Here is a 20441-nt window from a genome sequence, read left to right as displayed (position 1 = left end):
CAGTATCAGAGTTGCGGGGTTTCTCGACGCCGACTCCATCACCACGGGTCGAACGACAGGTCGCACGGGTTTAATGAGACTGCGTGACGACGTTCTCTCATGGAGCGGTACGACCTCCTGTACCGACTGTACGGGAACTTCGACGCCGATGCTGTCCGAGACGCACAGGACTTCGTGGACCTGTTGCCCCCGCTCGACTCCGCAGTCGCGCTGACGCACTGGCAGGAGGTCAACGACGAGTTGACCGAGCGAAAAGACCGTATCAGACGGGCATTCCCGGACGGGGACCGATACGCCGAACTCGCCGCCCACGCGACGCGAGACCAGGCGTTCACCGCCCTCGACCTGTTCACCAAGTACGGTCGAAGCGTCAACGCTCTCGTCCTCGACGTCGACGAGACGCTTCGGTCCGCAGGCCGGACTGACAACGAGATTCCTCGCGAAGTCCTCCACCTCCTCACCGAGTTCCACGAGACGGGCGTCCCAATCGTCATCTGCACGGGCCAGACCCTAGAGAACGTCAAGGGATTCGCCATCCAGGGCCTCGGCAACGAACTCGTCCACTCCGGCGACGTGAGCATCGTCTACGAAGCGGGGACCGGTGTGTTCACACCCGGACACGGGTCGGACACGAAGCGCCTCCTCTACGAGACGCTCGACGAGTCGGTCCAATCCGTCTTCGAGTCGGTTCGGAGTCGCGTGATTCGTGACCTCCCGGACGGCCTCCGCGGGTGTGTCCACCTACAGGGCAACGAGTTCAACGTCACGCTCAAACCCAACTTCGAAACCGGAAGTGACGACGCCGAAGCGGTCATCGACGACTCCCTCGTCTACCTGCTGGACCTGCTCGGGGAAGCGGTCACAGACGACCCCGACGGTCCCACCTGGACCCGCGCGTATTACGCCGATATCGACCCGGAAATCGAAGGTGTCCTCGCCGCCCGGGGGGAGGAACCCGACCCGGAGACGACAGTCCCTGACGACGTCGCCACGACGTTAGACCGCGTCACGATTGCGTACTACCACGCCGACGCCGCAGAACTGTCGGCAGTCGACCTGAACAAGGCCGCCGGCGTCGAGGCAGCACTCGACGTCCTCGGCGTCGACGACCCGTTCGTGTTGATGATGGGCGATTCGAAGTCCGACCTCGACGTGATGGAGTGGGCCGCAGACGAGGACAGCGGCATCGCTGCTGCACCCGACCACTCGTCGCCGGGCGTCCTCGAACACGTCCGCCGAACCGACGACTTGGTATTCGACCGTGGTGACGCCGCGTCGGTCCTGCGGGCGGTCTACGCGCTCAATCTGCTGGTCGATTGAACCGGGAGAGACGGCTTGCTACACCGTACAGGTCTTCCCGTCTGAGTCGACCTTCGTGTCTGCCTCGGTGGTCTCTGTCTCGTCGTCTGGTCCTGTCGCGTCGTCAGTCGATGACGAGGAGTCGTCTGCCGACGTAGAACCGTCCGACTCGTCGTCAGCGGAGGAACTCTTTGTCGACGTGCTCGCAGACGACTTTCGGGTCGTCTTGGACGACGAGTCGGATGCAGTGCGTGTTGAGTCGTCGTCCGCCTCGGCAGTCAGAGTCGCACCGTCGGTGTCTGGACCCTCGGTAGTCGACTCCTCACCGTTCGTCGTTGATTCCGCTTCGCCATCGTCGATGGCCGGTGACTGGTCGTCCGGTTCGACGTCGGTGTCGTCGGGTGCATCTACGGCGTCTGTGTCGAGTGTCGTATCCGCTTCACCCACTGTCGAAGGGCCGGGGCCGTTCACCCCTCCCGAGAGAAGTGCGAACAGCACGACGACGGCGACGACGAGTGCGATGCCGACCTGCGTTCGATTCACCGACCTGCACCTCCGTCACCGCCGTGGGAATGACGCCGCCCGGTCCTCTCGGCAGACGACCTGACGGTGAGTACCCGACCAATCGGGTCGTGAGCGGTTCTGTGTGAAAGTGGAGTCGGCTGAATCGGAGACATATCCGTATTCGTATTTGTTATCGAGGGATTTCGTTACGAATCGACTACCAATGCGCCACTCGACCGCTCTATATTAATGTAGAATAAATGATAACGTCCGGTGAGCTGTGGGCCGAGACTCCCCGGTACGGAACAATTCGGCTTCTTAACCAGTGTTAATTCGAGACTATTTGCCTCGTCTGAGTGTCTGGTCCGCGGCAACCTTTACGGCCGGTGGATTGTCTCGTCGACGTGTCCGTTTCTCGAACCAGAATCGCACCCGGACAGGTTCGCTCGCGCGAAGCAGACGCTATCCTCGACAGTGACACGCTAAAAAACGAAATATGATAGCCTCTTGACAGCGTATCGGACTGTATATGGCGAGTTCTATTCGACACGAATCTCAGGAGACAGACCGATTACTGGCGCTGACTGACGGCGTCATCGCCATCGCGATTACGTTGCTGGTTCTGGATATTACCGTTCCAGAACTTCGGCCGGGAACCCCCAGCACGGTGCTCGTGGAACTCGTCTCCGAGCAGGGGCCCGAGTTCCTCTCGTACGTACTGAGTTTCCTCGTCATCGGGTGGTACTGGATGCTTCACCGCCGCGTCTTTATCCACATCGACGAACACGACAACGGGTTAGTCGTGCTCAACCTCGTGTTCTTGCTCATGGTGGCGTTCGTCCCGTTCGCGACGAGTGTGTTGAGCACCTACCCGGAGCAGTTCGGCACGATGTTCTACGCAGGGGTGCTGGCGCTCACTGGGCTCTCTCTCTTGCTCCTGTGGGGGTACGCCTCTCGCCACGACATCCTCGAAGAAGGACTCACGTCACGTCTCGTCGTCCTGCAGAGTGCACGGTTCCTCGCGTCACCGCTCGTGTTCGTCCTCTCGATAGGTATCGCGCTCGTCAGTCCGACGCTGGCAGTGCTCTCGTGGTTGCTCTTGGTTCCGATAAACGGCTTCTTGCAGTCGCGTATGATGGATTCCCTCGAAGCGGCCGCCGAGAAGGAGTAACCCGCTTATGTTCACAGCGTGCCTACATCTCTCGTGACAACTGCCATCGACCGTCTCGTCGAACACGTCAGCGAGTGGCCCGGCGTCGAAACTGCATCACACCGCTTCGGTGGGACCGAATTCCTCGTCGCCGACAAAGAGATTGGCCACGTACACGACGTCGGCATCCTCGATTTGGCGATAACCAAGGGCGTCCGTGATACCCTCCTCGAAACCGGCCTCGCCAGTCCACATCACGTCCTGCCGGACTCTGCGTGGGTCTCGTTTAGCGTCACCAGCGCGGAAGACGAGGCGGATGCACGTCGCCTCCTCAGACTCGCATATCTCTGGCGCGCGCTCGCACTCCGCCGACGCGATATCGACATCGACCCGACACTGGACCCGGACAGTGAACTCACCGAACTCGAACTCCCGTCCGGACTCGATGCACTCGTCCGAACGACGTTCTCCGACTCGCTGGACCGCCCGACGTCGGCCTGAACGCTGAAGGGTCTCTCGGCGACGGTGGTTCGACCTTGTGACCATATGCCGAGTTCGGAAAAACTTTACTGGCGTCTGAGTAAACAACATGCTATGGGAAAGAACTACGCGGACCTTCACGACCCGAACGCGGAGTACACGATGCGAGAGCTCTCCGCAGACACGATGGGCGTGACGGCCAAACGCGGTGGCGGCCGAGACGTGGAGATTACGGACGTGCAGACGACGATGGTCGACGGGAACTTCCCGTGGACACTCGTCAGAATCTACACCGACGCGGGCATCGTCGGCACCGGCGAAGCGTACTGGGGTGCGGGTGTCCCGGAACTCATCGAGCGGATGAAGCCGTTCGTCATCGGCGAGAACCCACTCGACATCGACCGACTCTTCGAGCATCTCGTCCAGAAGATGTCCGGCGAGGGGTCCGTCGAGGGCGTCACCGTCACGGCCATCTCGGGCATCGAAATCGCCCTTCACGACCTGGCGGGCAAGATTCTCGACGTGCCGGCCTACCAACTGCTCGGCGGCAAGTACCGCGACAAGGTTCGCGTCTACTGTGACTGCCACACCGAAGAAGAGGCGGACCCGCAAGCCTGTGCCGACGAAGCAGAGCGCGTCGTCGAAGAACTCGGCTACGACGCGCTGAAGTTCGACCTGGACGTCCCCTCCGGATTCGAGAAGGACCGCGCGAACCGACACCTGCGCCCCGGCGAGATTCGCCACAAGGCAGAAATCGTCGAAGCGGTCACGGAACGCGTCAAGGACCGTGCCGACGTCGCCTTCGACTGTCACTGGACGTTCTCGGGTGGCAGTGCGAAGCGGCTCGCCGCCGCCATCGAGGACTACGACGTCTGGTGGCTCGAAGACCCCGTCCCGCCGGAGAACCTCGAAGTCCAAGAAGAGGTCACGAAGTCCACGCTCACCCCCATCACGGTCGGTGAGAACCGCTATCGCGTGACTGAACTCCGACGCCTCATCCAGAATCAGGCGGTCGATATCGTCGCACCCGACATGCCCAAAGTCGGCGGCATGCGCGAGACGCGAAAGATTGCGGACGTCGCCAACCAGTACTACATTCCGGTCGCGATGCACAACGTCTCGTCGCCCGTCGCGACGATGGCCTCCGCACACGTCGGCGCGGCTATCCCGAACTCGCTGGCTGTCGAGTACCACTCCTACGAACTCGGATGGTGGGAGGACCTGGTGGAAGAAACCGTCATCGAGGACGGCTACATCGAGATTCCCGAAAAGCCGGGTCTCGGCGTGACGCTCGACATGGACGCCGTCGAAGAACACATGGTCGACGGCGAGACGCTGTTCGACGAGGAGTGAAACGACTCGTCGAGCCAGCGGGACGAAGTCCCGCGCTGTTTGACGAGGCGTAAGCCGACGTCAAGCCAGCGGAGCTTTGCTCCGCGCTGTTCGACTGAACGAAGTGAAGACGAACACGTGAATCTTTGATTCACGGAGTTCGACGAGGCGTAAGCGAAGTCAAGCACGTGAGACGGTAGTCTCGCGGAGTTCGACGAAGTGTACACTTCGGCGAGTCAGCCGAACTCAGACACCGCGAAGACGCTTTTTCTGGACCGACACGTCCGACCTCGCACCATCAGCCTAGCTATTTTTTGCCATTTCGCCCCGTCCATTGCTAGCGTATGTCAACCGACTACACAGTCGTCTACGAACTGAGTGACGACGACGAGAACATCCACAACAAGTGGGACAACACGCTCGACCCCCTCGTGACCGTCCAGTCCGGCGACGTGGTCCGATTCGAGTGTCGCGACGCGCTCGACAGACAGATTACGCCGGATTCGACGGCCGAAGACCTCGCGAACGCGAGTTTCGACCCGGTCCACCCGCTCACAGGCCCTGTCGCAGTCGAGGGTGCCGAACCGGGTGACGTGCTCGCCATCGAGTTCCTCGACTTCGAGCACAAGGGATGGGGCTACACGGGCTACATGCCCGGCGAGATGGAGCTTGGACTCCTCCCCGAGGATTTCGAGGAGGCGGGCCTCCACATCTGGGAGTTAGACGACGACGTGGCACACTTCGTCAACGGTATCGAAGTCCCGCTGGACATGTTCCCCGGCATCGCAGGTGTCGCCCCCGCCGCTCCCGGCGCGCACAACACGCTCCCACCCCGCGACACCGGCGGTAACTTCGACATCAAGCACCTGACGAAAGGGTCGACGCTCTACCTCCCCGTCGAAGTCGAAGGCGCGCTGTTTTCGACTGCGGACTGCCACGCGGCACAGGGCGATGGCGAGGTGTGCGTGACGGGCATCGAGGCACCGATGTTCGTCACCGCACGCTTCGACGTGTTGAAAGACAAGTCCATCGAGCAACCCGAGTTCGAGACGACGGGGCCGTTCACACCGACCGGGTCGGACGAACCGATGTACGGAACGACCGGTATCGCAGACGACCTGATGGAGGCGACGAAGAAAGCGGTCCGACACATGATTTCGCACCTCGAAACCGACCACGACCTCACGGCAGGTGAGGCGTACATCCTCTGTTCGGCCGCCGTGGACCTCAAGATAAACGAAGTCGTGGACGCGCCCAACTGGACCGTCTCGGCGTACCTCCCCGAGAGCATCTTCCCCGAGTGAGTCGGCCCATCACTCGGAGTCGAGGAGTCGAACCCCGCCGCTCGGCCGGCCAGTGAACACCCGTGCGTCTGGTCCCACCCGGTCCGCGACGGCGTCTCGAATCGACTGTGCTACGCGTTCGATTGCGTCGCCGGCGACGAGCGCAACCACGCTGCCGCCGAATCCGCCGCCAGTCATTCGCGCACCGTAGACGCCTTCGGTCGCTGCCGCGAGTTCGACGGCGGCGTCGAGTTCCGGGCAACTCACCTCGTAGTCGTCTCGCAGACTCTCGTGGCCGGCGAGCATCGTGTCGCCAACACGGCCGAACTCGCCCGCTTCGAGGGCGTCGCGAGCGACGACGACCCGTTCGTTCTCGGTCACGACGTGTCTCGCTCGTCTGTACAGCACGTCGCCGAGGGCGTCGGCGTGGGTTTCGAGCACGTCGATGTCGACGTCGCGGAGGGAGCGAACGCGTGTTCCGGTCGCATCCCGAAGCGCGGTTACGGCCGCCTCACACTCTCTGACTCTGTCGTTGTAGCCCGAGTCGGCCAGTTCGTGAGAGACGCCAGTATCGACCACGAGCACGCCCACGTCGCCGGCGAGCGGGACGTGTTCGTACTCGCGGGTCTGGCAGTCCAAGAACAGCGCCGCGTCGGGTTCACAGAGGCCGACGGCGAACTGGTCGAGGATGCCACACTCGACGCCGACGCCCTCTCGTTCTGCGCGCCAACACGCGAGTGCGAGTGCTTTCGGTGCGAGCGCTGCTCCGGCGAGTTCGACCAACACTCGCCCCACGGCGAGTTCGAGGGCCGCAGACGACGAGAGGCCCGCACCGGTCGGCACGTTCGAGGCGATAGCGAGGTCAGCACCGGGGACGTCTCCGTCTTCACGGAGGACGCGAGCGACGGCGGCGACGTAGGCCACCCACCCGGAGGGGTCGTCTGCCGGGGAGAACGTCGCCGTCTCGTCGAAGTCAGTCGAGGAGACGCGGATGCTGTCGTCGTCGCGTGGTCTGGCGGCGACGGCGACGTGTCGGTCGATGGCCATCGGCAGGCAAAGTCCGTCGTTGTAGTCGGTGTGCCCACCGACGAGGTTGACGCGTGCCGGGGCGACTGCGACCATAGGGTCTGCGTCGTCGTCTCCGAACGCCTCACGGAGGCCCGTCCGTGCTCGCTCGACGAGTATCTCGGTCTCTCTCATTTCGTCTCGTCACCCGCGTCTGCATCAGTTCCGCCGAGTCGGGCGGCTATCTGACGACCAACCTCTCGTGGGTTGGCCTCGGTCACTCGGATGTCGTCTCCGACGTGTACCTCGCCGGGCGAGACGACACGCGCACAGATACCGCCACGGCGCTCACGGAGTGCGTCGACCACCTCGTCGTCGCCGACGAGTTCGGCGAGATACGCGCAGGGTGGTCTGAGTCGCGTGCCGCGAAGCGTCGCCCCGCCGAGTTGGAACGTCGCGTCGAGGAGGTCCGTAGGGTCGATACCGCGGACGACGACGTTTCGGCGGTGTCGCCCCTCCGAGATGTCGACGCCGAACTCGCGGTGTGCGTCCGAAAGCACCGCGTCGTCCACGAGGGTCACCTGACACCCGTCGGTCTGGGAGTAGTAGCCCGACCCTCGATAGTACCGGTCGCCGACGAGGCCACCGTCTCTGACCGAAACCGACTCGTGGGAGACCATCGGTTTCCCCTTCGACGGGGCCGTGTAGAGTGCTTCGACCCGTCCGTCACTCGCGGGAGTCATGCCACAGGGTAGCGCCGCAGAAGAGGAATACGTTGGGACCGAAATCGAGTTCGGGACGACACTGGGGCCGAGTGGATAGCCTCAGCAGAGCGGTTTCGGGTCGACACCGAGTGATTCGAGGCCATCGGCGTAATCGTCGTAGGCGAGTTGGACGACGTACTCGGCGACCATCTGTGCTCGCTCCCAGTCGTCGTCGTCACAGCACTCGTCGAGGAGTTCGAGTCCGGTCGTCAGCGTCTCGTTCGTCTCGGTCTTCAGTTCACGGAAGAGGTCCGCTTTCTGCGTGTTCGCTTCGTTGACGAAGAACCCGATGACCTGTGTGTGGGCCCGAATCGAGACGAGGCCACGACCAACCATGCCGGCGGCGACTCGTTCGATGGTGTCGTCTCTGCCACGTAGGTAGGCGTGCATCGGTCCCGGTCCATCCGGCGGGTCGATATCTTCACCGACCACGTCGAGGACGCGTCGGAGGTGTTCGTCTTCCTGTGCCGCAGTCGACTCGAACGCCGCTCTCGCGCGTTCGTTCGTCTCGTCTGTGGCCCACGTCTCGAACGTCTCTCGCGCCGCGTGCTCGGAGGCGGCAGCAGCACGAAGCACGGCCGACTCGGAGAGGTCCGCACCCGTCAGCGCGAGGAGCAGTTTCGAAGAGCCGAGACGGTTGAGTTGGGTCTGCTTCGCCGTCTCGACGGCCTCACGGAACGATTCTGCGTCCATACCTCCCGTTCGTGTGCCAGCACCCTGACGTTTCCGCCCGCGACGGCCGGTGACACTCCCCCGCCACTGGCATTTAATCGCCCGCAGAATTTAGGTATCACTCGTGATACTCGGCAGTGAGGGTTGAAATACGGGTAGGAGAGAGCCACCGGTATGACGGACGGCCACGGACGAGTTACGGCAGACGCGCGGGCACGCGTCGATGGGGCGAATCTCCTCTCGCGGTTGGATATCGACGCGGCCGAAATCGAGCGACGCAAGTCGTTCGTACGCCTCTCCGACGCCGACGAACGGCGTCTCAGTGAGACGAAACCACTCTTCGACGACGTTGCCGACGACTTTGCGGCGGAGTTCTACAGCCACCTCGAATCGCACGCCGACGCGGCGGCTTTCTTCGACAAGTCGACGAAGACTGTCGAGATGCTGAAGTCAGACCAGGCCGCCTATCTCCGGGAACTCGGGCGAGGGGAGTACGATACGGAGTACTTCGCCCGACGCGCTCGAATCGGGAAACTCCACGATATGATAGACCTCGGCCCCAAATTCTATCTCGGGGCCTATACGGTCTACTACGAGGGCCTCACCGAGGCAATCGCCGCCGACGTCAAAGACGAGTTTCGCGGCGCTGGCGGCGACTCCGGTGGGTTGCTCGGTGGCCTCGTCGGCGGCGGGTCGAACGGTGGCGACGCAGTCGAAGAGGCCGTCGATTCGCTCGTCGAACGCCTCCTCCCCGTGTTGAAACTCCTCTCGTTAGACCAGCAAGTGGCGATGGAGACGTACATCGACTCGTACAGCGACGAAGTCCGAACCGCTGCGAGACGTCGGAAGGAACTCGCCGACGACGTGGAAGCGGACATCAGCGACCCCATCGAGACGCTCCTGGCGACGTCGGAAGAAGTGACGGAGCGAACCGTCGACATCGAAGATATCGCCGCGCTTCAGGCCGACGACATGGCGACTGTCGCCGACGAAGTGTCGAACATGAGCGCCACCGTCGAGGAAGTTGCGGCGACGGCCGAAGAAGTCGAGCGGACGAGTAGCGACGCCGCTGACCGTGCCGCCGAGGGCGAGGACGCCGCCGACGAGGCTATCGACGTCATGCGTGACGTCAGCGAAGCGGCGGAGACGGCGTCCGACGACGTCCAGCGACTCCACGACAAGATAACCGAGATAGACGAAGTCATCGACGCTATCGACGACATCGCCGAACAGACGAATCTGCTCGCGCTCAACGCCTCCATCGAAGCGGCCCGCGCCGGTGATGCGGGCGAGGGGTTCGCCGTCGTCGCGAGCGAGGTGAAGAACCTCGCCGAAGAGTCGCAAGCCCGCGCCACCGAAGTCGAAGAGACTGTCGACACCATCCAGACCGACGCCCGAGACACTATCGAGAGTCTCTCACAGACGACAGACCGCCTCCACGACGGTATCGACAGGGGCGAAGAGGTGATGCGGAGTTTGACCGACATCTCGGCCGCCGTCGAGCAGACGTCTGCCGGCGTCAGCGAAGTCGCCAAAGCGACTGACGACCAGGCGGTGAGCGCAGAACAGATTGCCGAGATGGTCGACAGAGCGAACGACCTGGCCGTCGAAGTCTCCGACAAGATAGGCGACATCGCCGACGCCAACCGCTCGCAGACCGAACAGGTGCTCACGATTCGCGACGCCGCCCACAGACTCGGAGCAGGTATCGATTCGGACGCCGACGAGACGCCCCCCGCCCCACCTGTCGACGTCCCCAGTGGCGTCGACGGACCGCCAGCAGACGTGCTCGCCGACGCCTCGTTCGACACGCCGCCTGACTCACGACTCAGCAACGACGGCGGGACGACAGAGTAACCCCACTGGACGGCCCTGCGGAGTGCTCTTGGAGTGTGCGCACCTACTAGAGGTATGACTCCCGACGAACTCGCGGCACGCCTCAGACGGGGCGACCCGACGACGATACTCGACGTGCGCAACCGAGACGAGTTCGAGGAGTGGCACGTCGACGGAGCGTCCGTCACCGCGACGCAGATACCGGCGATTCGGTTCACACAGGCCGAGGTGCTCGGCACCGTCTCGGACCTCGCAGAGCGGTTCACAGACAGTTCCGGCCCCGTCGTGGCGGTGTGTGCCGAAGGTCGGTCGAGTGACCACGTCGCCAAACTCCTCTCGGACGCCGGCGTCGACGCCGAGAACCTCGAAACGGGGATGGAGGGATGGGCACGTGTCTATCGCGCATCGACCATCGACCACCCGGACGCGACGGTCATCCAGTACGACCGGCCGTCCAGTGGGTGTCTCGGGTACATGGTCGTCTCTGGAACCGAGGCAGTCGTCGTCGACCCACTGCGAGCGTTCGCAGACCGCTACGTCGCCGACGCCCGCGAACACGGGGCCGAAATCGTCGCTGCTGTCGACACACACGTCCACGCCGACCACGTCAGCGGCGTTCGGGCCGTCGCCGAGAAGACGGGCGCGACAGTCGCTGTCCCGGTCGGTGCGACAGACCGTGGCCTCTCGTTCGACGCGCGACTCCTCGAAGACGGCGACACGATTGCTGTCGGTGACACCGAACTTCACGCTCTCCACTCGCCCGGACACACCAGCGAGATGACGGCCTACCGCCTCGGCGACCTGTTGTTCGTCGGTGATGGTCTCTTCGTCGAATCGGTGGCCCGCCCGGACCTCGAAGACGGAGACGAGGGTGCGCCCGCCGCCGCCCGTCGCCTCCACGAGACGCTGGTCGAACGGTACGCCACGCTCGACGGCGACACGCGCATCGCACCCGGGCACTACGGTGACCCGACAGTCGCAAACGACGACGGCGTCTACGTGGCGACGTTGGCGACGCTCCGCCAGCGACTCGACGCCTTCTCGATGGACACCGAGGAGTTCGTCGAGTTCGTGCTCTCGGACATGCCGCCTCGGCCGTCGAACTACGAACGAATCATCGACGTGAACCTCGGCAAAGCCTCGCTCGACGCCGACGAAGCGTTCGACGTGGAACTCGGACCGAACAACTGCGCGGCGACGAAGACCAGCGCATAGCGCCGTTGCTCGCCAGTTTTGGAGAGAGAAAACGAGCGGACGCGGTGGGCCGCGTCAGATGTCTCCGTCGTCAGTCGTCGTCAGCGGCGGCGGCGGCAGCGGCGACGTCGTCTTCGATGCTCGGCGGGTAGACGCCCCGTTCGAGTTTCAGGTCGCTCTGCGGGCGCGCCATGCAGGTGAGCGCGTACTTCTCGGCTTCTTCTTCGGTCAGGCCACGGGCGGCGGGTTGGGTGACTTTGCCTTCGAGAATCTCCGCAGAACAGGCGAGACACATGCCGACGCGGCAGGAGTACTCTTGTGCGATACCCTCCTCGATACAGGCTTTGAGGATGGTCTGTTTGTCGGAAACTGTGATGGTCTCACCCGTACCGACGAACTCGACGGTGTACTCGGTCATACCGCGGCGTATGTGCGACCACACCAAAACTGTTTATCAAACAGTCGCATCCTCCCAAAATTTGTCCCCTCTCGGGGGACGTATTACTCCATCTCGCCGGTTTCGTCCGTTATCTCCGCTTCTTCCAGTTCCACGTCTTCGTCTGTCATCCGGACGGTGAGCACCGGAACCGGTGACGTTCGGACGACACGCTCGGTGACGCTTCCGAGCAGGTAGTGGCTCAGTCCCGTCCGCCCGTGGGTTCCCATGACCACCAGGTCGATATCGTGGTTTTCGATGTAGTCGTGAATCGAGCGGTAAGCGGTTCCGGTGACGACTTCGGAGTCGATTTCGACACCCGCTTCTTCGGCGGCATCTCGGACGTGCCGAGTCGCCACCTCGCCTTCACGTTCGAGGGCGTCGATGACGACGTCCGCCCCGGCGTCGAGCGACGTGTAGATACTCGTATCGACGACGTACAGCGCGTGAACCCGTGCACCGTAGGTCTTAGCGATGTCGAGCGCGTGGTTGATGGCTCGTTCTGCAGCTTTGCTCCCGTCGGTAGGCACGAGGATTTCGCTGTACATGACGAATTACAGTTAGTTCGGAACGACGTTAATTCTAGGCCTCGTTCTCGGCGTCTTGGAAGGAGAGAACTGCCTCTTCGCACACCTGCAGGCCGTCGATTCGAGGGGACTCGTCCGTTATCTCGACCGTCTCGACGAGCGACCAACCCGAGTCGTCCTCGTAGGCGACGCCTTTGACCCACGCGTCGGTGGCAAAGAGGACACCCCGTGCAGGACCGTCGTTCTCGACGGCGACGACGAGTTCGAAGGCCTCGGAGCGATTCAAAGACGTGAGTTCCTGCGGTTCCAGCGGCCGTGGCGGCAGGGAGTCGATGAGCGCCATACTCCTGTGCTACCGGTCGGTGGGGTTGACGCTTTCGAAGCCATCGAGTCTGTGGACTGGCCGGTGACCGTGCGAGTCGGAACGGCGGACTGGTCGGACGACGAGTCGTAACCTTTCTTTCGTGCGGCGCGTCACGTCATCTCATGAACCCCTCTCGCGTCGAGTCCCGCTTCGACCGGGTTGCTCTCGCCGTGGGTGCCCTCGCCCTCGTCGCGCTCGCCGTTCGTCTCGTCGGTCTGGGTGCTCGTCCCGTCCACTGGGACGAGGCCCGTGTCGGGTACTGGAGCCTCCGCTATCTCGAATCCGGCTATCTGACGTACCGACCGGTCGCTGGCGGCCCACTCGTCTACATCCTCACGCGAACCTCGCTCTCACTCTTCGGAACCTCTGACTTCGCGCTCCGACTGCCCGTCGCGTTGGTCGGTGCTGCGCTCCCGCTCGTCGCCCTTCTGTTTCGGTCGCACCTCGACGACGACGAAACCGTGGCGTTCGCCGCCGTCCTCGCGCTGAGTCCGCTCCTCGTCTACTACGGTCGGTTCGCCCGTGGCGACGTCCTCGCAATCGCGTTCGCACTCGCCGCGTTCGGATTCGGCCTCCGACTGGCCGACGGCGCGGGCCGCCGGAACGCCTACGGCCTCGCTGCGGCGGTAGCCCTCGCTATCGCGTCGTCCGGACTCGGCATCGTCGCGCTCGCGTGTCTCGCAGTGGCTGGACTCCTCGTGTTCGACCACGCCGCACTCCTCCGGTCGTCCGACCCAGCGGCGATGCGACTCGGGTCGCTCGCAGCACGCGTCCGTGGCAACTCGACGCCCGCAGCACGGGCGGTGCTCGTCTTCGTTGGTCTCTACGTCTTCACGTTCGCCCCGAGAGCGGGCGTCACCGACGATGCCGGCCTCTACTCGCCGGGGACGATTATCGCCGCTATCGACGTAGCCTTGTTCGACTCAGTCCGGCGGTTCCTCGGAGTTCGCGTCGAGCATCGCTACCCCGGCGGGACACACGAGTACCTCCCGTACCTCGCGGACTTCCTCGAAACGCTCGCCGGTGCGGCCCTCCCGGTGACGCTCATCGCCGTCGCCGTCTTCGTCGCTGACCGATACACGTCTGGTGGGCCGCGAACCGTCGTCGCCGCGGCGGTGTACTGGGCCGGTGCGACCATCGTGTTCGTCCCGATGTTGACGGAAGTGTCGGCACCGTGGCTCGGTGTCTACGCCGTCGTCCCACTCGCGATCCCGGCGGCAGTCGGCCTCGCCGCACTCGCTCGGTGGGGACGTCGCGCGCTCGACGCCGGTGACGCACCGCGTGTCGCCGCTGTCGCGCTCGTCTTGCTCGCACTCGTCGCACAGACCGGTGCCGTCGCGACGAGTGAGGTGTACGCACCGAGTGACCGTGACACCCGGATGGCGCACTACGCACAACCCTCTCACGAGTTCACCGAGTTCCGTGACAACCTCTCGACGTGGGTCGGTCCGACGGACGACGACGCCGTCGACGTGGTCTACTACGGGAGTTCGATGTACGTGGGCGACGGTGTCGCGGACTTCCCGCCGGTTCCAGAGCGGTGGGGCGAACGCCTCCCGATGGCGTGGTACGTCCATCGAACCGGCGCGGACACTCGGTCTGTCACGTCACCGGTCGAACTCAGAGAAAGCGTTGACACGGCACCCGTCGTCGTCGCGTCCGCAGACGAACGGTCGACGCTCGCACCGGTTCTCGAGGGCTACGTCGCACACGAGTACGATACCGGTCTCTGGGGACGCCCAATCGTCGTGTTCGTGAGAAAGTAACGCGGTTCGAGGCCTAGCGGAAGCCCATCGCTTCGATTTGTTCTTGGTAGCGGTTCCGGATGGTGACCTCGGTCACCTGCGCGACATCTGCAACTTCGCGCTGGGTCTTCTTCTCGTTGCAGAGGAGTGAAGCAGCGTAGATTGCGGCGGCGGCGAACCCAGTCGGCGACTTGCCCGAGAGCAGGCCCTGTTCGGCGGAGACGTCGATAATCTCGGTTGCCTTCGCCTGTACCTCTTCGGAGAGGTCCAGTGCCGAGGCGAACCGCGGGACGAACTGTTTCGGGTCGACTGGTTTGAGTTCGAGGCCGAGTTCCTGGGAGATGTACCGGTAGGTCCGACCAATCTCCTTCTGCGGGACGCGAGAAACTTCAGCAACTTCGTCGAGCGAACGTGGGATTCCTTCCTGCCGACAGGCGGCATAGAGGGCAGATGTGGCGACGCCCTCGATGGAGCGCCCTCGAATCAGGTCTTCGTTGAGTGCGCGACGATAGATGACGGAGGCCACTTCGCGGACGGACCGTGGGACACCGAGTGCGGACGCCATGCGGTCGATTTCGCTGAGTGCAAACTGGAGGTTGCGCTCGCCGGCGTCTTTCGTGCGAATGCGTTCTTGCCACTTGCGGAGTCGGTGCATCTGCGACCGCTTTTCGGACGATAGCGACCGTCCGTAGGCGTCTTTGTCCTTCCAGTCGATGGTCGTCGTCAAACCGCGGTCGTGCATCGTCTCCGTAATCGGGGCCCCCACGCGCGACTTCGACTGGCGTTCGGAGTGGTTGAACGCACGCCACTCCGGTCCGCGGTCGATTTGTCGCTCGTCTAGGACGAGACCACAGTCGTCACAGACGAGCTCCCCCTGGTCTGCGTCTGTAACGATTTGGTCGGACCCACACTCCGGGCAGTTGAGTCGCTCGTCCTCTTGTGCCGATGCCTCCTCTCGCTGACGCTGCCGGCTCGGACGTTCCATTAAAAGGTTTCTGGTGGAGAGTGAATTTAAACCTTTTTGTCGAATATATGATAGGGGGCGCCGTCTAGCGATTTGGAGAGTCCGTTTTCCGACCTGTTGGACTCTCCTACTTATACGGTTCCCTGACTAACGGTTAATCGAATGGTCAGAGGTGCTACCACGACACTCGTTATCGTCTTTCTCGTCGTCTTAGCGGGGTGTCTCGGGGGTGGAGACGTGGCGTCAGACACGACTGCAACACCCATCGAAACGACGACAGACGGTGCTACTTCGTACGCGGGAGGGGACGCGACTGGCGACGTCAGGGTGGACGTCGTCGAAGTCGTCGACGGAGATACGATAAAAGTCGTCATGCCCGACGGTGCCCGTGAGACGGTCAGACTACTCGGCGTCGACACGCCGGAGGTACGCGGGGAGAACACCCCCGACGAGTTCGAAGGTGTCCCCGATACCGACGCGGGGCGGACCTGTCTCCGTGAGGCGGGAGACGACGCGAGTGACTTCGCAAAAGACAGACTCGCCGGCGAGACTGTCGAACTCCGGTACGACGAGAAAGCAGGTGAACGCGGGTACTACGGACGTCTCCTCGCGTACGTCGTCGTCGATGGCGAGGAGTTCAACTACCAACTCCTCACCGAGGGCCACGCGCGATTCTACGAGAGTTCGTTCGAGGAGCGAGAACGCTACGAACGTGCGGAACGAGATGCACGCGAACGCGGTGTTGGTGTCTGGTCGTGCGCGACAGAGGGAGGCGGGTCGGGAACGTCCGATGCGACTGTCGACGGACTCTCAGTCTCTGTCGTCGCCGACGCACCGGGCAACGACAACGACAACCTCGACGAAGAGTACGTGACGTTGCGAAACGATGGCGAGGAACCCATAGACCTCTCCGGGTGGACTATCTCGGATGCTGTCGGTGCGACGTACACCTTCGCCGAGGGAACCGAACTCGCTGCCGGAGCGACGATGCGACTATATACGGGTTCGGGAACGGATTCGGCAGACGAACGCTACTGGGGTCGGTCGTCGGCAGTCTGGAACAACGGTGGGGACACGGTGACGGTTCGAGACGAGACGGGCGACGTGGTGTTGTCGTACACCTACGAGTAGATGCCGCGGAAAACAGATCGGACACGGACCAAAACCGACGCGACAGAACGCCGGTGACTCCACATCACCGTCAGGGGGGAGGGGGTTGAAGCGTATGACCCCCATCGAAGTACGACGTGCGCTTACATTAGTCTCACGGGCGGTTTAACCGCCTAAATTCGGTGTCTCCGTGCCTCTCTGTGAAGTGGGAATATTACTTCTGGGCATTTACAAAGTTATATGTATAACCAAAGGATATGTGTGAGTAACATGAGCACACTGGAGTCCACTCCCGTCGAAACCGCCATCGAATCGTGTCGCGCCGCAGACCTCACGCCAATCGTCCTCGACGCGTCGAGTCTGGACTCGACTGCCCCCGAGCATCTGCGCGACCTGAAAGGTGGCCTCGCCGACCAGGGCTATCTCCCGGCCGAACTCGTCGTCGAAGCCGAGTTCTCCGAGGATAGCCCGCTCGGCGTCCAGTCCGAATCTGACCGCCTGCGTGAGTTGGTTCGTGCTGCGTCGTTCCTCGGTGTCGGCCGAATCGCCGTCGACGTGGGCGACTGCTGTCGCCCGGACGAGGTGCAGACGACACTCGCGGCCCTCGAAGAGCGCGCCCACCGCGAGGGTGTCGCTTTTGAGGCTCGCGGACCCATCGACGCCTGATGGCTACCAAAGCCGCGTTGGAGACGCAGTTGGCGGTTGTCGCTGGGTTCGAGAACCCGAAGGTCGGCCTCGAACAGTATCCGACACCGCCGGACCTCGCCGCGCACATCGTGCACCTCGCGGACCTCCGTGGTGACATCGAGGACACGACTGTCGTCGACCTTGGGTCCGGAACCGGGATGCTCGCACTCGGTGCCGCACTGCGTTCCCCCGCTCGGGTCGTCGGCGTCGAACTGGACCCCGAAGCGTTGCGGACGGCGACGGACAACGCCCGACGCGTGGGTGCGAGCGCACCCATCCACTGGGTCCGTGCCGACGCGACGCGCCTTCCGCTTTGCCTCCCCGACGCCCAACCGGTGACGGTGCTGATGAACCCCCCGTTCGGTGCTCAGCGGGGGAACGAACACGCGGACCGGGCGTTCCTCGAATCAGTCTCGGCAGTCGCAGACGTGTCGTACTCGGTCCACAACGAAGGGAGCAAGGAGTTCGTCGAAGCGTTCGTCGCAGACGAGGGTGGCGAACTGACAGACGCGTTCCGGGCGACGTTCGACCTCGAACGCCAGTTCGACTTCCACGACGAGGACCGGCGCGAACTCGACGCCGAAGTGTTCAGAATCGAGTGGTGACTCACCGACACGGCAGTCGAGTGGTGTCCTACTGATACGTCTCCTGTCTGGCGACGCGAACTCGCGTCCCCTCGTACTCCGCGAAGACGAACGCCTGCTCGCGGACGAACCGGACTCCCGCGAGCGTCGTACTCACGTTCTCTGTCGGCATCGGTCCTCTGACGGTTCTATTGTCGGTCGAGACGGACAGGTCGTACCCCGTCGCGGTGGGGACGACAGAGACGTTTCGCCCCGCGACGACGGGTTCCGCACGAACTGGGTCGGTCGTGTAGGCGAGCGACGACGACCCATTGGAGACGAGGAAGACGCGGTAGGCCGAGATGCCGGTCCCCGAGACGACGAATCCGTCGCGGACTGCGGAGACCTGTTTTTGCCACCCGAGTCCACCGACCCGGACCGTCGATTGCCCGGAGAACGCTAACTGTCCTGTCGAGACGGCAGTCGTCCAGATGCCTCGCTGGTCGCTCTTGACGATGACGCCCGACGTGTTCGTCGTCGTCGACTCGCCGAACAGTTCGATATCGAACGTAGCGGTCAGGCCGTTCGGCACGTCTTCGGCGTAGGTCACTTCGTAATCCCTGACCGTGACGCTCTCTCCGGGGAGGTCATCGTCGGCGGCGGTAAACAGGTTGTACGGAACTGCCGGACCGGTCAACGCGGCAGTGACGACGAGGAGGACGGCCACGCCGACTTGCCAGTGGCGTGCCGAGAACAGGGACCCGGACGGTGCCCGGTCACGGAGCGGTCTGTCCGAGGCGGAGACGGTGAGCGCGACGACCAGTGCGAGTGCGACGACGAGCGAAAAGCCGATGGCGCGAAAGAGGACGAACGTGTCGGCCCCGCGGAACCAGTAGACTGCCCACAGCGACTCGCTGACCGCGAAGAGGAGCACGCCCGCGAAACTGCGGAATGCGCTCGGCCTGTCGCCGTCGCGCTGGTGGGCGAGCCACACGCCGAGGATGACACCGAAGAGGAGGCCGATAGCGTGGCCCTGAATAGCGATTTGCGCCCACCACGGCGTCGAGAAGACGGGACGTGAGGTAGCGACCACCTCGGGAGCCTGGAGTGCGTTGTAGAACAGGCTGAGGACGCGCCCCGAGACGAACGCGAGGACCGTCGTCAACGGGCGTGTGACGAGGGCGAACCCGGCGAACGCGAAGACGACGCCGGAGAAGCCGATGACCGGTCCAAGCGCGAAGAACGACGTGAGGAGACCGACGCCGAAGACGCCTGCCGGGAAGATGACGAGCGCTCTGGCGTAGGGGTTCTCCCGGAACGACCCGAACGACGTCGACCCACGCCGTGTCGGATAGTGGCCCCACGCGTACTCGGCGATGGGTGCCAGTGTCAGCGTCCCGATGAGGTTGCCGACGAGGTGGCCCGCACTGGAGTGAGTGAACGAGGCGGTGAGCATCCCGAGTGGGTAGAAGTACGACCACGCACGGAACGGGATGACGAGCGGCCGGTACCACGAGGTGTATCCTCCCTGAACGAACAGGTAGACGACCAAGACACCGCCGACACTGACGAACGTCCCGAGTGGAAGTCCCAGGAGAAACCGGCGGCGAAGCGTGGCAGTGACACGTCCCGGACGGTCGACCACAGAGAGAACGAGGAGTGCGACGAGAACCGACAGGACAGCTGCAATCCGGTGGAGCGGAATCCAGCCGGGAATCTCTAGCATTTGCTACCTGTGTCGTGCGAACGGGAGATAAAGAAACCCGTGGAGAACTGCTTGGCGGGTGCTACCGAACGACACACGAAGGGGCGGAAATCGAGTTAGCGTTCGGTGTGTGCGCGAACACAGTTGGTCGTCAGATTTTGCCTTCGGCGTCCTCGGCGAGTTCTTCCATCCGCTTGCCGACGCGGCCAGCACTGGAGAACTCGTCTTCACTCATCGCAGTCGCGAGTGCGTTTCCGAGGACGAAGACGGCGTGTTTGTGTTCGCTCTTGGACTTGTGGACGTGGGAGGGGTCGACGCCGAGTTCGTCGTAGGCGTCGAAGAGGGTTTCGTCTACGTGTTCGCGGGAAGCGAAGTGGTCTTTGATGATGACCATCTGTTCGTGCAGCTCCAGCAGTTCATCCTTGTGCATGAGAGTGCGTTAGGCGCGAGGACGTTTTAAGAGTTATTGGCTGTTTCTGTCATTCGGCTCAGAAGACGTACTCGTCTTCGTGGCCCATCATGCCGTCGTCTTCGTACGCACGGTCTTCGTCGGACATCGGACCGCTCGTCTTGTAGGCGCGAATACCGGTCGAAAGCAAGTCCTCGATAGCTTCGTCACGGTTGACGAACTCGCCCTGTTCGACGAGCTGGATTATCTGCATCTCCAGATGTTCCGGGACAGTTATCTCTACTTTGGGCATCTGATCGTCCGACGCTTTGGAAGGGCCGTATATAACTCTAACGGGGGACCAATCGTGAATATTGAACTTCGCCTCTCGATATGTAAACTTCAGTTTGTCTTCTGTGGTGAGTGGTTGTCG

The 20441-nt window shown here is 63.0% G+C and carries 22 protein-coding genes; 11 read left to right on the top strand and 11 right to left on the bottom strand.

From position 1 onward, the window contains the following. Positions 1–99 precede the first annotated feature (99 nt). The gene (locus ACK3R5_RS07380; protein WP_411968538.1) at positions 100–1320 is read left to right on the top strand and encodes an HAD family hydrolase; all 1221 of its coding nucleotides are present in this window, start codon (positions 100–102) and stop codon (positions 1318–1320) included. A gap of 18 nt (positions 1321–1338) precedes the next feature. Here ACK3R5_RS07380 and ACK3R5_RS07375 read toward each other — a convergent pair whose 3' ends face one another. Next, the gene (locus ACK3R5_RS07375) at positions 1339–1842 is read right to left on the bottom strand and encodes a hypothetical protein (protein WP_411968537.1); all 504 of its coding nucleotides are present in this window, start codon (positions 1840–1842) and stop codon (positions 1339–1341) included. A gap of 490 nt (positions 1843–2332) precedes the next feature. On the opposite strand from ACK3R5_RS07375, the gene ACK3R5_RS07370 reads away from it, so the two are divergent. From ACK3R5_RS07370 to ACK3R5_RS07355, 4 genes are all read left to right on the top strand, one after another. Then, a complete protein-coding gene (locus tag ACK3R5_RS07370; RefSeq protein ID WP_411968536.1) occupies positions 2333–2974 on the top strand; it encodes a TMEM175 family protein in 642 nt (213 codons plus the stop codon). A 33-nt stretch (positions 2975–3007) separates the two neighbouring features. Further along, positions 3008–3454, top strand: a complete 447-nt coding sequence (locus tag ACK3R5_RS07365; RefSeq protein ID WP_411963414.1) for a luciferase family protein — start codon at positions 3008–3010, stop codon at positions 3452–3454. A 93-nt stretch (positions 3455–3547) separates the two neighbouring features. Next, complete coding sequence (locus ACK3R5_RS07360) at positions 3548–4786, top strand: mandelate racemase/muconate lactonizing enzyme family protein (protein ID WP_411963413.1); 1239 nt, start codon at positions 3548–3550, stop codon at positions 4784–4786. Between the two features lie 323 nt (positions 4787–5109). Further along, positions 5110–6069, top strand: coding sequence for an acetamidase/formamidase family protein (locus ACK3R5_RS07355; RefSeq protein WP_411968535.1), 960 nt, complete (start codon positions 5110–5112; stop codon positions 6067–6069). Between the two features lie 9 nt (positions 6070–6078). Here ACK3R5_RS07355 and galK read toward each other — a convergent pair whose 3' ends face one another. The 3 genes from galK to ACK3R5_RS07340 form a co-directional block, all read right to left on the bottom strand. Beyond that, positions 6079–7248, bottom strand: coding sequence for a galactokinase (gene galK / locus ACK3R5_RS07350; RefSeq protein ID WP_411968534.1), 1170 nt, complete (start codon positions 7246–7248; stop codon positions 6079–6081). Continuing rightward, positions 7245–7796 (bottom strand): MOSC domain-containing protein, encoded by a 552-nt coding sequence (locus ACK3R5_RS07345; protein ID WP_411968533.1) that lies wholly within the window; start codon positions 7794–7796, stop codon positions 7245–7247. The genes galK and ACK3R5_RS07345 overlap by 4 nt, the downstream gene beginning before the upstream one ends. Before the next feature lie 81 nt (positions 7797–7877). After that, positions 7878–8510 carry a rubrerythrin family protein gene (locus ACK3R5_RS07340; protein ID WP_411968532.1) on the bottom strand — a complete coding sequence of 211 codons (633 nt, stop codon included), beginning with the start codon at positions 8508–8510 and terminating at the stop codon, positions 7878–7880. Positions 8511–8663: 153 nt separating this feature from the next. On the opposite strand from ACK3R5_RS07340, the gene ACK3R5_RS07335 reads away from it, so the two are divergent. Next, on the top strand, positions 8664–10346 hold the full coding sequence (locus tag ACK3R5_RS07335; protein ID WP_411968531.1) for a globin-coupled sensor protein: 1683 nt from the start codon (positions 8664–8666) through the stop codon (positions 10344–10346). Between the two features lie 54 nt (positions 10347–10400). Continuing rightward, the gene (locus ACK3R5_RS07330) at positions 10401–11540 is read left to right on the top strand and encodes an MBL fold metallo-hydrolase (RefSeq protein ID WP_411968530.1); all 1140 of its coding nucleotides are present in this window, start codon (positions 10401–10403) and stop codon (positions 11538–11540) included. Between the two features lie 70 nt (positions 11541–11610). On the opposite strand, the gene ACK3R5_RS07325 is transcribed toward ACK3R5_RS07330, so the two are convergent. The 3 genes from ACK3R5_RS07325 to ACK3R5_RS07315 form a co-directional block, all read right to left on the bottom strand. Beyond that, entirely contained in the window at positions 11611–11937 is a 327-nt protein-coding gene (locus tag ACK3R5_RS07325) for a 2Fe-2S iron-sulfur cluster-binding protein (RefSeq protein WP_411963406.1), read from the bottom strand. A gap of 83 nt (positions 11938–12020) precedes the next feature. Continuing rightward, positions 12021–12503 carry a universal stress protein gene (locus ACK3R5_RS07320; protein WP_411963405.1) on the bottom strand — a complete coding sequence of 161 codons (483 nt, stop codon included), beginning with the start codon at positions 12501–12503 and terminating at the stop codon, positions 12021–12023. A gap of 34 nt (positions 12504–12537) precedes the next feature. Continuing rightward, positions 12538–12825: a hypothetical protein gene (locus ACK3R5_RS07315; protein ID WP_411963404.1), complete on the bottom strand. Its 288-nt coding sequence runs from the start codon at positions 12823–12825 to the stop codon at positions 12538–12540. Between the two features lie 143 nt (positions 12826–12968). On the opposite strand from ACK3R5_RS07315, the gene ACK3R5_RS07310 reads away from it, so the two are divergent. Further along, positions 12969–14612 carry a flippase activity-associated protein Agl23 gene (locus tag ACK3R5_RS07310; protein WP_411968529.1) on the top strand — a complete coding sequence of 548 codons (1644 nt, stop codon included), beginning with the start codon at positions 12969–12971 and terminating at the stop codon, positions 14610–14612. Positions 14613–14625: 13 nt separating this feature from the next. On the opposite strand, the gene ACK3R5_RS07305 is transcribed toward ACK3R5_RS07310, so the two are convergent. Next, complete coding sequence (locus tag ACK3R5_RS07305; protein WP_151108957.1) at positions 14626–15576, bottom strand: transcription initiation factor IIB; 951 nt, start codon at positions 15574–15576, stop codon at positions 14626–14628. Positions 15577–15717: 141 nt separating this feature from the next. On the opposite strand from ACK3R5_RS07305, the gene ACK3R5_RS07300 reads away from it, so the two are divergent. From ACK3R5_RS07300 to ACK3R5_RS07290, 3 genes are all read left to right on the top strand, one after another. Continuing rightward, positions 15718–16686, top strand: coding sequence for a lamin tail domain-containing protein (locus ACK3R5_RS07300; RefSeq protein ID WP_411968528.1), 969 nt, complete (start codon positions 15718–15720; stop codon positions 16684–16686). Positions 16687–16935: 249 nt separating this feature from the next. Next, on the top strand, positions 16936–17331 hold the full coding sequence (locus tag ACK3R5_RS07295; RefSeq protein WP_411963401.1) for a hypothetical protein: 396 nt from the start codon (positions 16936–16938) through the stop codon (positions 17329–17331). Then, on the top strand, positions 17331–17957 hold the full coding sequence (locus ACK3R5_RS07290; RefSeq protein WP_411963400.1) for an METTL5 family protein: 627 nt from the start codon (positions 17331–17333) through the stop codon (positions 17955–17957). Before ACK3R5_RS07295 ends, ACK3R5_RS07290 begins: the two co-directional genes overlap by 1 nt. A gap of 28 nt (positions 17958–17985) precedes the next feature. Here ACK3R5_RS07290 and ACK3R5_RS07285 read toward each other — a convergent pair whose 3' ends face one another. The 3 genes from ACK3R5_RS07285 to ACK3R5_RS07275 form a co-directional block, all read right to left on the bottom strand. Further along, positions 17986–19641 (bottom strand): rhomboid family intramembrane serine protease, encoded by a 1656-nt coding sequence (locus ACK3R5_RS07285; protein WP_411968527.1) that lies wholly within the window; start codon positions 19639–19641, stop codon positions 17986–17988. 130 nt (positions 19642–19771) lie between these two features. Then, positions 19772–20050: a UPF0058 family protein gene (locus ACK3R5_RS07280; RefSeq protein WP_411963398.1), complete on the bottom strand. Its 279-nt coding sequence runs from the start codon at positions 20048–20050 to the stop codon at positions 19772–19774. 58 nt (positions 20051–20108) lie between these two features. After that, a complete protein-coding gene (locus ACK3R5_RS07275; RefSeq protein ID WP_411963397.1) occupies positions 20109–20321 on the bottom strand; it encodes a ribbon-helix-helix domain-containing protein in 213 nt (70 codons plus the stop codon). Positions 20322–20441 lie beyond the last annotated feature (120 nt).

It is taken from the genome of Haloferax sp. YSSS75, from assembly GCF_046764215.1.
GTDB lineage: Archaea > Halobacteriota > Halobacteria > Halobacteriales > Haloferacaceae > Haloferax.
This window is presented reverse-complemented; position numbering and strand designations above follow the sequence as displayed.